Source organism: Streptomyces sp. NPDC050147, assembly GCF_040660195.1.
Classification (GTDB): Bacteria; Actinomycetota; Actinomycetes; order Streptomycetales; family Streptomycetaceae; genus Streptomyces.
Genome location: NZ_JBFALJ010000020.1, coordinates 135,629 through 148,321 on the forward strand (window position 1 = coordinate 135,629; position 12,693 = coordinate 148,321).

The following is a 12,693-nucleotide window of genomic DNA, read 5'->3' on the forward strand; positions in this document are numbered from 1 at the left end:
GGTAGCTGGGTGCATCGGGGTGCCGCGGGCAGAGGTCAGCCGCCAGGGGCGGCGGCGGTCGTCCGCTGGTCCTTCTTGCTGATCTTGCCGATGCCGGTCTGCGGGAAGGCGGAGACGAACTCGACCCGGTCGGGGACCTTGTACGCGGCCAGACCGCGCTCCCGCACGAACTTCTTGATGACGACGGACTTCAGCGGTTCGGCGTCCGCGCGCAGGATCACGTACGCGAGGGTCCGCTCGCCGAGGTACTCGTCGGGGACGGCGACGACCGACACGTCATGGACGTGGGGATGGGCGAGGATGATGTTCTCGACCTCCTCCGGCGCGATCTTCTCGCCGCCGCGGTTGATCTGGTCCTTCGCCCGGCCCTCCACCACCAGATGTCCGGTGGGGGTGCGGCGCACGATGTCGCCGGTGCGGTAGAAGCCGTCGGCGGTGAACGAGCGGGCGTTGTGCTCGGGCGCGCGCCAGTAGCCGCGGATGGTGTACGGGCCGCGGGTCAGCAGGTGGCCCGCCTGGCCCTCCGGGACCTCCTGGTCGAGGTCGTCGACGATGCGGATCTCGTCGTCCGGGGAGATCGGACGGCCCTGCGTGGTGACGATCGTCTCCGCCGGGTCGTCCAGACGCGTGTAGTTGACCAGGCCCTCGGCCATCCCGAAGACCTGCTGAAGGGTGCAGCCGAGCGCGGGGGCGACCCGGCGGGCCGCCGACTCGCTGAACTTCGCCCCGCCCACCAGGAGCACGTCGAGGCTGGAGATGTCGTACGGCGTGGTGCGCCCCGCGTCCGTCCACACCAGGGCGAGCGGCGGGACGAGACCGGTGATCGTCACCCGCTCCCGCTCGATGAGCGGGAAAGCGGTGTCCGGGTCGGGCTGGGGGCACATCACGACTCGGCCGCCCGCGTAGAGCAGTCCCAGTGAACCGGGCGACGACAGCGGGAAGTTGTGGGCGGCGGGCAGCGCCACCAGGTAGACGGAGTCCTCCGTCACGCCACAGATCTCGTTCGATCCCCACAGCGAGTACATGTAGTCGTCGTGCGTGCGGGGGATCAGCTTGGGCACGCCGGTGCTGCCGCCCGACAGCTGGAGGAACGCGAGGTCGGACGGTTCGGGTCCGTCGATCTCGACCGGCTCGCGCGGCACGTCGGCGAGCGCGGTGTGCTCGCCGGGGTCGCCCACCACGAACACGTCGCGCAGCGTGGGCACTTCGGCCAGGACCTTGGACGCGAGATCACGGTGGTCGAAGCCGCCGACGCGGTCCGGGATGACGTAGGCGACGGCCTCGGTGAACTCGCAGAAGTAGTGGATCTCCGTCTCGCGGTGCGCGGGCAGCGCGAAGACCGGCAGGGCGCCGATCCGGAAGAGCGCGAAGATCACCTCGAAGAACTCGGCGATGTTCGGCAGCTGGACGACGACCCGGTCACCCTTGCCGATGCCACGGGCGGCGAAACCGGCGGCCAACTGATCGGCGCGTACGTCGAGTTCGCCGTACGTCCAGTTCCGGTCCCCGTCGGTGATCGCCACCCGGGCGGGGTGCGCGTCGGCGCGCTCGCGGAGCATGCCGCCGAAGGTCTCGCCGCGCCAGTACCCCGCGGCGCGATACCGCTCGGCGAAGACCTCGGGGATGCGCGGCGCGTCTGTGCGGCTGTCTTGCAGGTGATTGTCCGTCGTCGTCATCGGTCGACCCCCGCGGCGTCCAGGAACGTACGGAACTTGGCGCCCGTCTCGGCCCGTTCGGCCTCCGGAGAGGAGTCGGCCACGACGCCCGCGCCCGCGAAGAGCCGCAGCCGTCCGCCGCCGTCCGCCGTCTCCTCGGACTCCGCGCAGCGGATCGTGACGACCCACTCGCCGTCGCCGCGCGCGTCGCTCCATCCCACCATGCCGGTGTAGTGCCCGCGGCCGAAGGGCTCCAGCTCGCCGATCACGCCACGGGCGTGCCCGGTCGGGGTGCCGCACACGGCCGGGGTCGGGTGCAGGGCGGTGGCCAGCTCAAGGGCGGAGGTGGCCGGTTCGGCGAGCTCGCCGGTGAGGGTCGTCGACAGGTGCCACATGGTGGCGGTGCGGACCAGGGTGGGCCGCTCGGGCACGTCGAGGTCGGTGCAGAACGGGGCGAGGGCCTTGTGCACGGCGTCCACGACGACGGCGTGCTCGTGCAGGTCCTTCGCCGATTCGAGCAGCGCGGCCGCCCGGCGCACGTCCTCGGCGAGATCCGCCGAACGGGGCGTCGAACCGGCCAGGGGGTTGGCGGTCAGGCGGTTGCCGTGCCGGGAGACCAGCAGCTCCGGGCTCGCGCCGAGGAGGGTGCGGCCCGCGCCCGTGGGCACGGCGAAGGAGTAACCGCGCGGGTCGCGGCGGGCCAGGCGCTGGAGCATCGCGGGCAGGTCGAGCGGGCCGTCGGTGGACAGCTCCAGGGTGCGGGCGAGGACGACCTTGTCGAATTCACCGCTCTTCATGCGCGCCACGGCGGCCTCGACCGACGCGGCGTACTCCTCGCCCGAGGGAACCTCGCGCACCTGCCAGCCGCCGGCCGTGCCGGGCGGCGGCGTGGGCAGCGCCACGAGCGGGTCGGTGCGCAGCGCGGGCGCCCAGCGCGCCGCTTCGGGCACCGCGAGCACGGCGGGCTCGGTGGGGTCGAAGGGAATGGAGCCGACCACGATCGGGGCCTGGTTGCCCGCGCGCACCTGCGCGTCGAGGGTGGCGGCGACCCGCTCGGTCAACGGCCGCCCGTCGTGCGGGACGTCGGCGGCCGTGCCGTGGGCGAGGAGGGTACGGGTGGGCGACGCGAAGAACCGGGTGTCGCCGGGTCGGTAGGCGTCGAGCAGCGCGGTCGCCGCGCCGACGGCCCCGGGGGTGGTGGGGGCGGCGTCTGCGACCACGTCGTTGGGGGGTGTCACGGATGACTCCTCGTCAAGTAGGGGAGGGCGGCGCGGCTTTCAGGCGCGCAGGGTGGCGCCGCCGTCCACGTACAGGTCGTGCAGGGTGATGTGCCTGGCCCGGTCGGAGACCAGGAAGGCGACCGCGTCGGCGATGTCGGACGGGTCGGCGATCCGGCCGAGCGGAATGCCGACCCGGTACGAGGCGGGGTCACCGTCGATGACCCGGGCCGCGGCCTGCTCGTGGTCGCCCGTCCACAGCTGCCGCTGCATGTCGGTATGGGTGGAGCCCGGCGACACGACATTGCAGCGCACGCCGTCGCGGGCGACCTCCAGGCCGAGGCATTTGGTGAACATCGTGGCGGCGGCCTTGGAGGCGGCGTACGCGGCCATCTGGGTGCGCGGCACTCCGGCGGCGTTCGAGCCGACCGTCACGATGGAGCCCTTGCCCCGCGCGGTCATGCGGCGGGCCGCCGCGCGCGAGGTGTGGAAGACGCCGTTCGTGTTGACGGCGAACGTCTCCGCCCAGTCCGTGTCGGTGAGTTCGACGACCGGGGCGGGCCTGAGGATACCCGCCACGTTCACGAGGATGTCCAACGGCCCGACGGTGCGCTCGACTTCCTCGAACGCCGCGTCCACGGCTGCCGCGTCGGTGACGTCGAGGACCATGCCGGTGATGCTGCCGCCACCCGCCGACCGCTCTTCGACGCCCTGCTCCTTGACGTCGGGCGACCGGTCGGCGGCGACGACCCGCGCGCCGCGCTCGGCGAGCGCGCGGGCCACCGCCTGACCGATGCCCCGGCCCGCGCCGGTGACCAGGGCCACCCGGCCCGCGAGCTCAGGGTCGGTTATGCCGGAAGTCACTTGCCCATCGCCTTCTCGACGTCCTGAAGGACGGAGACGGCGGCCTGCGCGCCACCGAGGCTGGTCCACTTCGAGCCGTCGATCTCAGTGGTGTGGTCCTTCTTGACCGCGTCGAGCTGCTTGTACGCGGCCTTGCCCTTCAGCTCCTTGAAGAGGTCGGCGTCAGGCCCCGCGGAGGCGAGGGTGCCGATGAACAGCCAGTCGGCGTCGATCTGCTTCAGGTCCTCGTCGCTCAGCGGCGTCGAGTGGCCCTCGCCCTTCTTGTTCTGGATGCCGGGCCGCTTGAAGCCGAGGTCCTTCAGGACGTCCGAGATGAACACGCCCTGCTGCATGACGGCGGTGCCCTTGGCGGAGTAGCGCGCCACGGAGACGCTCGCGCCCGCGTTCTTGCCGAGGTTCTTCTTCACGGCGGCGACCTTGGTGTCGTAGTCCTTGAGGAACGCGCTCGCCTCGTTGGACTTGCCGAGCACCTCGCCGGTGAGCTCCAGGGACTTCTTCCAGTCCTTGGTTCTGTCGATCGTGACGACCGTCGGGGCGATCGCCTTGAGCTGCTTGAGCACCTGCTGGTCGGCGAGCTGCCCGGCGAGGATGACGTCCGGCTTGGCCTGCAGGACCTTCTCGATGTCGGGTCCGGTGACCGCGCCCACGACCGGGATGCCCTTGGCCTGGTCCGCCAGGTACTCGGGGGCGCCCTTCTGGCCGCGGCCCGCGGAGAGACCGACGGGCTTGACCTTCAGGGCGAGGGCGGAGTCCAGATCCATCTCGCTCAGCGCGATGACCTTCTCGGGATTGGCCGGAACCTTTACCTCCGCACCGGAGGCGTCGGTGACGGTGAGGTCCTTCGCGGCGTTCTTGGCCTTGTTGCTGGAGCCGGAGTCGTCCGACGAGTCCGAACCGCAGGCGGAAAGGGCGAGCGCGGAGGCCAGAGTGAGGGCCGCAACCGCGGTCAGCCGGGTGCGCGGGGAGTGGTTCGAGGACATGTCCGTGGTCTCCATGCTTCGGGGCCCGGGGGTCAGTCCGGGCATAAGGGTCATTCCTGGCCGCGTCGGGGCATGACGAATCGCCCCTGAAAGAACAGGGAGTTCGCCGCCACCCCGACTCGGGGCTCCAGGTCAAGGTTAGGTTAGGCTAACTTCATGTTGGTTGCGCAAGGGGGCCGGGTCCCAACGTCCGGATCCAGACCTCCGATACCGGGCTTGGCGAAGACGCATCGCCCCACGCTGTGGGCGGCTGCCGCCCTTGTCGTCCTGCTCCTCCTCCTCGGCCTGCTTTCGCTCCTGGTCGGGTCAGGGTCGACGCCGATGGGCCGCGCCTGGGACTTCCTCACCGGGGACCCCTCCGCGCGGGCCGACGCCCAGATACGGCTCGCCGTCATGGACGTACGCCTTCCGCGTACGCTCGCCGGCGTCCTGGTCGGCGTCGCCCTCGGCGCGGCCGGCTGCCTCCTGCAGGCCGTCACCCGCAACCCGCTGGCCGAGACGGGCCTCCTCGGGGTCAACTCGGGGGCGGCGCTCGGCGTTGTGATCGGTCTCACGTATTTCGAAGTGACCTCGGCGTACGGCGTGTTGGTGTGGGCCCTGGTCGGCGGTATGGCCGCCAGCGCGGTGGTCCTGCTGCTCGCCGCGTCGGGGCGGGCCGCGGGCTCGCCGCTGCGGCTCGTCCTCGCCGGATCGGCGCTCGGCGCGACCTTCCACGGCATGACGTCGTACGTACTCCTCGGTGAGCAGGCCACCTTCGACACCTACCGCTACTGGACCATCGGATCGCTGGCCGGCATCAAGACGTCCGAGACCTACCCCCTGATCCCGCTGATCGCGGTCGGCCTGCTCGTCGCCTTCTCCTGCGTACGCCCGCTCTCCGCCCTCGCGCTCGGCGACGACAGCGCACGCTCCCTGGGCCACCACCCGGGGCGTATCCGCCTGACCGTCGCGGCGGCGGTGACCCTCCTCGCGGGTTCGGCGGTCGCCCTCGCGGGCCCCATCGCCTTCCTCGGCCTCCTCGCCCCGTACGCCGCACGCGCCGTCACAGGACCCCGGATGGCCGGTCAGTTGGTACTCTCCGCGCTGGTCGCGGCGAACGTGATGATCGCCGCGGACCTCCTGGCCAGGGTCGTGATCCGTCCCTGGGAGACCCCGGTGAGCGTCCTTCTCGCCTTCATCGGCGGCCCGTTGCTGATCTGGATCGCCCGGTCGCAGCGGATGTCCACGGCGGGGGTGGCCGCGTGAGCACCCAAGAGATGCCGGAGGCCGGGCTTCCGGAGGACGCGGATCCGACGCGGGGTGAGCGCGCGACGCAGGGTGAGTACGCGAAGCGGGATGAGCACGCGACACGGGCCGACGTCACTCCGCCCGACTCCACCCCCGTACGCGTCGGGACCTTCTCCTGGCTCTTCCCCTACCGCAGCGCCCTCGCCGCCGTCGGCCTCACGCTGGTGATCGCGGTGGTCGTCTCGCTCGCCACCTTCGCGAGCTCCACCGGGATGAGTTTCTCCGACAGCCTCTCCGGGCTGCTCGGAACCGGCGACTCCGCCACCGTCATGCTGGTGCAGGACTTCCGGCTTCCGCGGATCGCCGTGGGGCTGATGGTCGGCGCGGCGCTCGGCATCGCCGGGTGCCTGACGCAGACGCTCGCCGGTAACCGGCTCGCCACCCCCGACATCATCGGCGTCAACGAAGGCGCCACCGCCGCCGTCGTCGCCTCCGTCGTCGGATCGTCCACCGGGATGATCGGCGACTGGTGGCTCGGGCCGATCGGCGCCGCGGCCGCCGCCATGGTCGTCGTCGCCTGCGCGGGCGGCGCGGGCAGCGGGGGATACCGGATCCTCGTCGTCGGCATCGGCGTCTCCACCGTCATCGGCGCCGTCACCGACCTCGTCATGTCCCGCGAGAACGACAACACGGCGGGCGGCGTCTTCCTGTGGACCGTCGGCTCGCTCAGCGGCCGTGACTGGAGCGTCGGCACGCCTCTGTCGGTCATCCTGCTCGTCCTCGTGCCGCTGTCCCTCGTCGCCGGAGGCCGCCTCCAACTCCTGCGCTTCGACGACGACATGGCGGCGACCCTCGGCGTCAACGTCCGCCGTGTGCGCGCCCTGACCCTCGCGCTCGCCGTCGCCCTGTCCGGCGTGGCCGTCGGCATCGGCGGCCCGATCGCGTTCGTCGCGCTCGCCGCGCCCGTCGTCGCCGGCCGGCTCAGCGGACCCACCCGTGTCCCGGTCATCGGCTCGGCCCTGGTCGGCGCGGCCCTCGTGGGCGCCGCCGACGCGCTCGGCCGCGTCGTCGCCCCCGTGGAGATCCCCGTCGGCGTCATCACCAGCGTCCTTGGCGGACCCTTCCTCCTGTGGGTCCTCTTCGGCAAGAACTCCGAGCAGACCGGAAAGGCCTGACCCGTGCAACTGACCGTCGAGGCGCTCACCTCCGGCTACCCCGGCCACACGGCCGCCGTGGACGGCGTCGACCTGACCATCCCCAGCGGACAGGTCGCGGCCATCGTCGGCCCCAACGGCTGCGGCAAGTCGACGCTGCTTCGCTCCATCTCCCGGCTGCACAAGCCGAGTTCGGGCACGGTGCGCGCCGGGGACGAAGACGTGTGGCGGCTCACCCAGCGCCGCGCGGCCCACCGCATCGCGCTGCTCGCCCAGTCGCCGCAGGCCCCGGAGGCGGTCACCGTCGCCGGACTCGTCCGCTACGGCCGCCACCCCCACCAGGGCCTGTTCCGCCAGTGGTCGCGCGAGGACGAGGACGCCGTGCGCGATGCCCTCGAAGCCACCGGCACCACGGACCTCGCCACGCGCCGCCTCGACCACCTCTCCGGCGGCCAGCGGCAGCGCTGCTGGCTGGCGATGGTCCTGGCGCAGCAGACACCGATCGTGCTCCTCGACGAGCCGACCAGCGCCCTCGACCTCGGCCACGCCGTCGAAGTCCTCTCCCTGGTACGGGAGGTGGCCGCCGCGGGCCGCACCGTCGTCATGGTCCTGCACGACCTCGCGAGCGCCGCCCGCTACGCCGACACCGTCATCGCCATGAACGCGGGCAAGGTCGTCGCGAACGGCCCGGCGCGCGAGGTGGTCACCACCGAGCTGGTCAAGGAGCTGTACGGGATCGACGCGGACATCCTGCGGGCACCGGGCGACGGCTCCCCGGTGGTCGTACCGACGATGACCGTGAAGGCGTCTGTGGCGGCGTCCGATGAGTCCTCCGCCACGACTCCGACCACGGCCCCCGCGAAGGCGGCTGAGCGGGGCTGATCACGAAGGCTCCCGGGGAGGCGTCCGAGGGGCGTCCGCGGGGGCCCCCGGGAAGGCCCGGCAGGTCGCCGGAGGTGGGGTCCGAAGAGACGGCCGATGGGGCGTTTGAGGGGCCGCTCGCCTCATGTCCGAGCGGACGTTCGAAGAGGTCCCCGGCACGGCATCCGCGAAGGCGCCCGGCGCCCGAGTGGGCACCGGCGAAAATGCGCTGGCAGGCACCCGTAAAGGGCGCCGCACCCGCACCCGCCCCAGCGAAGGCGGCTAAGCGTGGCTGACGGCTAAGCGCGGCTGACGGCGAAGTCCGCGGCCGTCCACGCGAGCGCCACCGCCCCGTCCACCATGGCCTGTTCGGCGACCGGCGTGGCGGCCACGGCCGCGAACTCCGGCTGGTGCGGGCCGCAGCCGCCCCCGCTGATGTCGAGGACGGGGTGGATCGACGGGACGACGTGCGAGACGTTGCCCATGTCCGTGGACGCGAAGGGCCCGCGCCGCTGCGGTTCGGGCCGCCCGAGGGCGCGGGCATTGGCCTCCCACAGGGCGACGAGCCCCGCGTCCGACCGGAAGTCGAGATAGTCGGGCGCGGGCTGCTCCAGCTCCACCGCGCACCCGGCCGCGAGCGCCCCCGCCCGGAAGCAGTCCGCCACCCGCTCACGCAGCTCGCGCAGTTCCTCCACCGAAGGCGTCCGCAACGCGTACGCGGCGCTCGCCCGCTCGGGGATGGCATTCAGCGCCGTCCCGGCCTCGGTGGTGATCCCGTGCACCTTCCACTCCCCGGGCAGCTGCTGCCGGAGCAGCCCGAGGGCCACCTGTGCCACGGTCAGCGCGTCGGCCGCGTTCCGGCCGTCCTGCGGGTTGAGCGTGGCGTGCGCGGACTTCCCGGTGTACGTCGCCGACAGCGCCCCCATCGCGTACGAGTGGAAGTCGGCCACCTCGAACGGGCACGGATGAATCATCATCGCCGCGTCGACCCCTTTGAAGGCCCCGGCGTCCAGCATCAGCGCCTTCCCGGCCCCGCTCTCCTCCGCAGGTGTCCCCAACACGCGCACGGTCAGCCCGAGTTGTTCGACGACGGGAGCAAGACCAAGAGCGGCCCCCACGCCCGCCGCCGCGATCAGATTGTGCCCGCAGGCGTGCCCCATGCCGGGCAGCGCGTCGTACTCACAGGCAAGCGCGACGGTCACGGGCCCCGACCCCAGGGTCGCCTCGAAAGCGGTCTCGAGGCCGTACGCCGGAGCGGTCACCGCGAAGCCGTGCCCACGCAGCACATCGGCGCACCACCCGGCGGCCCGCCGCTCCTCGAACGCGATCTCCGGATGGGCGTGAATGCGCCTGCTGAGCCCGACGAGCTCGGCCCGCACGTCGCCGATCCGAGCCCGTATCTGCTCCTTGACCTGATCCGCGCCGCCTGCCACGTCGTCTCCTCGCCGTTCTGTACGCCCCTGCCGGGACAGCTTAAAGCGGCTCGGTTCGGGTGCCTGGTCATGGGTGCGACCTCGGAGCCGACGGCCCTCGGTGGCGTGACGATCCAGCAGGTTCCGTACCGCCTTGTCGCCTTGGTCGCGGCTGTCGGCGGACCGCTCGCGGGCGCGAGCTGGTTCGCCCGATGACGTGGCCCGCTGCCGGAGAGCCCGGAGGGGCGGACGGCTCAGACCGGCAACAACCGCCCGATCAGCGCGCCGAGCTGCCTTGCGTTCCGGCACTCGTACATCTCCACGAGCTCGGCGTAGGTGCCCGCCACCGAGTCCCCGGTCTGCCACTGGGCGCGGCCCTCCGGGTTGAGCCAGTACACCCGGCGGGCGCGGGCGGCGATGGCGCGCAGGGCGGGGACGTTCGGGTCGCTCATGTTGGTGCGGGCGTCGCCGAGCACGAAGACCGTGGAGCGTGAGGTGACCGCTTCGGTGTAGCGCTCGGTGAACTCGCCCAGGGCGGAGCCGTAGTCACTGCTGCCGTGATGGCCGGTGACCGCCGCCCCCGACATGATGCGGCTGCCCAGGCCCTCGGGGCCGGCCCCGCCACGCGTGATGAGGTCGGTCACCTCGTCGACGCGGTTGACGAAGGCGAAGACCCGCACCTTGCTGAACTGGTCGTGCAGCGCCTGCACGAGCAGCATCGTGAAGTTGGCGAAACCCGCCACCGAGCCTGACACGTCGCACAGGAGGACCAGTTCGGGGCGTGCGGGGCGGCGCCTTCGCAGGACCGGACGCATCGGGATGCCGCCCGTCGAGAGGGAGCCGCGCAGCGTTCTGCGCAGGTCGATGTGGCCGCGGGCCGCACGGCGGCGGCGCGCGGCGAGGCGCGTCGCCAGTTTGCGGGCCAGCGGCTGGACCGTTCTGCGCAGTTCGTCGAGCTGGGCGCGGCCCGCGACGAGGAAATCGACCCGGTCGGCGGTGGGGGCGATGGCCCGCCGCGCGATCTCGTCCGCGCCGCGCCGCTCGGCGACCCGGCGGCGGGCTTCGCTGCCCACGAGCGCACGGAAGCCCTCGATGCGGCGGCGGATCTCGTCGGCGCCGAGACGGTCGGTGAACTCGCCTTCTGCCGTCCCCTGGCGGATACCGGCGAGGACACGGGCAAGGAGGGTCTCAGGGCGGAGCCGGGACAGCGTCTGGTGCGACGACCAGCCGTCCGAGCCTCCGGTGCCTCCCGACCCGGGCCGCGTGCCGTAACCGCCCATGCCGTCCACCGCCTCGGCCGCCAACCGGGCCAGCAGCGCCTGGTCGTCGGCGGCGAGCGCGGCGGCCAGGCGATCACGCAGGTCGTCCCTGTCGAAGTCCTGCCCTGTGCCGGAGCTGTCCGGGGTGTCCGGTGCTCCGATCCCGCGCGGAAAGTACAGGTCGAAGACCGGGTCGAAGACCGGCCGCTGTCCCTCGCCGTGCAGCAGCGCGGCGGCGAGCCCCTCCCGTACCCGCTCCCGGTCGGTGAGACCGAGCGCCTCGATGACATGCCCGGCGTCCACCGTCTCGCCCGTGCCGATCCGGATGCCGTGCGAACGCAGCGCCTGCACGAGAGCCGTGAGCCGCTCCGGGACGCCGGTGGCCGCCGCGGTCACGCCGTCTCCAAGTCCAGTTTGGCCGTCGCCTTCAACACGTCGTCCTGGTGCTTGAGGACGACGCCGAGGCTGTCGCGTACGACGTCCTCGTCGAGGGAGTCGGCGCCGAGGGCGAGGAGCGTACGGGCCCAGTCGATGGTCTCGGCGACCGACGGCGCCTTGCGCAGGTCCATCGCGCGCAACGCGCCCACCACGCGGACGACGGACTGCGCGAGGGCCTCGTCGAGTCCGGGCACCTTCAGGCGCACGATGCGGCGCTCCAGCTCCTCGTCGGGGAAGCCGATGTGGAGGAAGAGGCAGCGGCGGCGCAGCGCCTCGGAGAGCTCACGGCTCGCATTCGAGGTGAGGACGGTGAAGGGGCGGCGCGTCGCGGTGATGGTGCCGAGCTCGGGGACGGTGACCTGGAAGTCGCTCAGGACTTCCAGGAGCAGCCCTTCCATCTCGACGTCCGCCTTGTCGGTCTCGTCGATCAGGAGCACCTTCGGCTCGTCGCCGCGGATGGCGGTGAGCAGCGGGCGCGGGAGCAGGAACTCCTCGCTGAAGATGTCCGTGCGCGTCTCGTCCCAGGACTCGTCGCGGCCCGCGGTGATGCGCAGGAGCTGCTTGGCGTGGTTCCACTCGTACAGCGCGCGGGACTCGTCCACGCCCTCGTAGCACTGGAGGCGGACCAGACGCGCGTCCGAGACCTCGGCGACGGCCTTGGCCAGCTCGGTCTTGCCGACACCCGCCGGGCCCTCCACGAGCAGCGGCTTGCCCAGGCGGTCGGCCAGGAAGACGGTGGTGGCGACGGCCGTCGAGGCCAGGTAGCCCGTCTCGGCGAGCCGCGCGGCGACATCGTCCACGGATGAGAAGAGCAACGGGGCCTCCGGCTTGTGCGGGTGTGACCGGTGATGCGCGCGTCGGGCACAACGGTTTCTGCCACTCGATCAGCTCTGCGGGCCGCTCCACAACGGGGGCGCCGCGTTTGCGTCGAACGTCACGTGAGGCATCGCGCGAGGCGCCACGCGTGGGCGTCGGCACCCGCCGCGGGCTGCTGAGTCCAGTTCCGAGACCCACCGGGACCCGGTGGCCCCTTCTCGTATCCTTGCGGCATGAGGCGGACCTCCTTTGCCAACTGGCCCTGTTCCATCGCCCGCACCATGGACCTGCTGGGCGACTGGTGGACGCCGCTCGTGCTGCGCGAGGCGTTCTACGGGATCAAGCGGTTCGACTCCTTCCAGCAGGAGCTGGGGATCGCACGCAACACCCTGACCGACCGGTTGCGCCGGCTGGTCGACGAGGGCCTCATGGAGAAGCGCGCGTATCAGAGCGAACCGGTGCGCTACGACTACGTGCTCACCGAGAAGGGCCGCGACTTCTTCGGCGTGCTCGCCGTGATGAACAGCTGGGGCAACCGCTGGCTGAGCGGCGACGAAGGGGCCCCGGTCGTCTTCGAGCACAACCGCTGCGGGCACGAGGCCGAGGCCGAGGTGGTCTGCGGACACTGCAAGGAGCCGATGTCGGCCGCGGACACGCACGCACGCATCGGCCCGGGTTACCCGGCGAGGCTCGCCGAACGGCCTGACATCCGGGACCGCTTCAGCCGCTGAGCCCCTGTTCAGCTGCCGCGGTACTCACTCTTGACGAGTGAGTCTATCTAAGCAACTCTCGTGGTCAGCGAGGTAATCA

General features: G+C 72.0%; 12 protein-coding genes. 5 read left to right on the plus strand and 7 right to left on the minus strand.

What is annotated here, in order from left to right:
- Positions 1 to 35 precede the first annotated feature (35 nt).
- Genes AB0I94_RS27820 through AB0I94_RS27835 form a run of 4 tightly spaced genes read right to left on the minus strand, consistent with a single transcriptional unit; the run spans position 36 to position 4,716 of the window.
- Positions 36 to 1,676, minus strand: a complete 1,641-nt coding sequence (locus AB0I94_RS27820; RefSeq protein WP_363312421.1) for a (2,3-dihydroxybenzoyl)adenylate synthase — start codon at positions 1,674 to 1,676, stop codon at positions 36 to 38.
- Positions 1,673 to 2,893, minus strand: coding sequence for an isochorismate synthase DhbC (gene dhbC / locus AB0I94_RS27825; protein WP_363312422.1), 1,221 nt, complete (start codon positions 2,891 to 2,893; stop codon positions 1,673 to 1,675). Before dhbC ends, AB0I94_RS27820 begins: the two co-directional genes overlap by 4 nt.
- A 39-nt stretch (positions 2,894 to 2,932) precedes the next feature.
- The gene (locus tag AB0I94_RS27830) at positions 2,933 to 3,736 is read right to left on the minus strand and encodes a 2,3-dihydro-2,3-dihydroxybenzoate dehydrogenase (RefSeq protein WP_363312423.1); all 804 of its coding nucleotides are present in this window, start codon (positions 3,734 to 3,736) and stop codon (positions 2,933 to 2,935) included.
- Positions 3,733 to 4,716, minus strand: a complete 984-nt coding sequence (locus tag AB0I94_RS27835; protein ID WP_363312424.1) for an iron-siderophore ABC transporter substrate-binding protein — start codon at positions 4,714 to 4,716, stop codon at positions 3,733 to 3,735. Before AB0I94_RS27835 ends, AB0I94_RS27830 begins: the two co-directional genes overlap by 4 nt.
- A 216-nt stretch (positions 4,717 to 4,932) precedes the next feature.
- On the opposite strand from AB0I94_RS27835, the gene AB0I94_RS27840 reads away from it, so the two are divergent.
- The 3 genes from AB0I94_RS27840 to AB0I94_RS27850 are packed head-to-tail and all read left to right on the plus strand — an operon-like array spanning position 4,933 to position 7,979.
- On the plus strand, positions 4,933 to 5,961 hold the full coding sequence (locus AB0I94_RS27840) for an iron ABC transporter permease (RefSeq protein WP_363312425.1): 1,029 nt from the start codon (positions 4,933 to 4,935) through the stop codon (positions 5,959 to 5,961).
- Positions 5,958 to 7,118, plus strand: a complete 1,161-nt coding sequence (locus AB0I94_RS27845; protein ID WP_363312426.1) for an iron ABC transporter permease — start codon at positions 5,958 to 5,960, stop codon at positions 7,116 to 7,118. Before AB0I94_RS27840 ends, AB0I94_RS27845 begins: the two co-directional genes overlap by 4 nt.
- A 3-nt stretch (positions 7,119 to 7,121) precedes the next feature.
- Positions 7,122 to 7,979: an ABC transporter ATP-binding protein gene (locus AB0I94_RS27850; RefSeq protein WP_363312428.1), complete on the plus strand. Its 858-nt coding sequence runs from the start codon at positions 7,122 to 7,124 to the stop codon at positions 7,977 to 7,979.
- Between the two features lie 278 nt (positions 7,980 to 8,257).
- Here the strand turns inward: AB0I94_RS27850 and AB0I94_RS27855 are convergent, their stop codons facing one another.
- Positions 8,258 to 9,358, minus strand: coding sequence for a M20 family metallopeptidase (locus AB0I94_RS27855; protein WP_363312469.1), 1,101 nt, complete (start codon positions 9,356 to 9,358; stop codon positions 8,258 to 8,260).
- A gap of 102 nt (positions 9,359 to 9,460) precedes the next feature.
- On the opposite strand from AB0I94_RS27855, the gene AB0I94_RS27860 reads away from it, so the two are divergent.
- A complete protein-coding gene (locus AB0I94_RS27860; RefSeq protein ID WP_363312429.1) occupies positions 9,461 to 9,586 on the plus strand; it encodes a hypothetical protein in 126 nt (41 codons plus the stop codon).
- Between the two features lie 38 nt (positions 9,587 to 9,624).
- Here the strand turns inward: AB0I94_RS27860 and AB0I94_RS27865 are convergent, their stop codons facing one another.
- On the minus strand, positions 9,625 to 11,025 hold the full coding sequence (locus tag AB0I94_RS27865) for a VWA domain-containing protein (RefSeq protein WP_363312431.1): 1,401 nt from the start codon (positions 11,023 to 11,025) through the stop codon (positions 9,625 to 9,627).
- Complete coding sequence (locus tag AB0I94_RS27870) at positions 11,022 to 11,882, minus strand: MoxR family ATPase (protein WP_363312432.1); 861 nt, start codon at positions 11,880 to 11,882, stop codon at positions 11,022 to 11,024. Before AB0I94_RS27870 ends, AB0I94_RS27865 begins: the two co-directional genes overlap by 4 nt.
- 234 nt (positions 11,883 to 12,116) lie before the next feature.
- Between AB0I94_RS27870 and AB0I94_RS27875 the strand changes: the two genes are divergently transcribed.
- Positions 12,117 to 12,614: a helix-turn-helix domain-containing protein gene (locus AB0I94_RS27875; protein WP_363312433.1), complete on the plus strand. Its 498-nt coding sequence runs from the start codon at positions 12,117 to 12,119 to the stop codon at positions 12,612 to 12,614.
- The last annotated feature ends 79 nt before the right edge of the window (positions 12,615 to 12,693 follow it).

Coding starts and splice junctions, on each gene's coding strand:
- AB0I94_RS27820 (WP_363312421.1), bottom strand. CDS start 1,676: ATGACGACGACGGACAATCACCTGCAAGACAGCCGCACAGACGCGCCG.
- AB0I94_RS27835 (WP_363312424.1), bottom strand. CDS start 4,716: ATGTCCTCGAACCACTCCCCGCGCACCCGGCTGACCGCGGTTGCGGCC.
- AB0I94_RS27860 (WP_363312429.1), top strand. CDS start 9,461: ATGGGTGCGACCTCGGAGCCGACGGCCCTCGGTGGCGTGACGATCCAG.
- AB0I94_RS27875 (WP_363312433.1), top strand. CDS start 12,117: ATGAGGCGGACCTCCTTTGCCAACTGGCCCTGTTCCATCGCCCGCACC.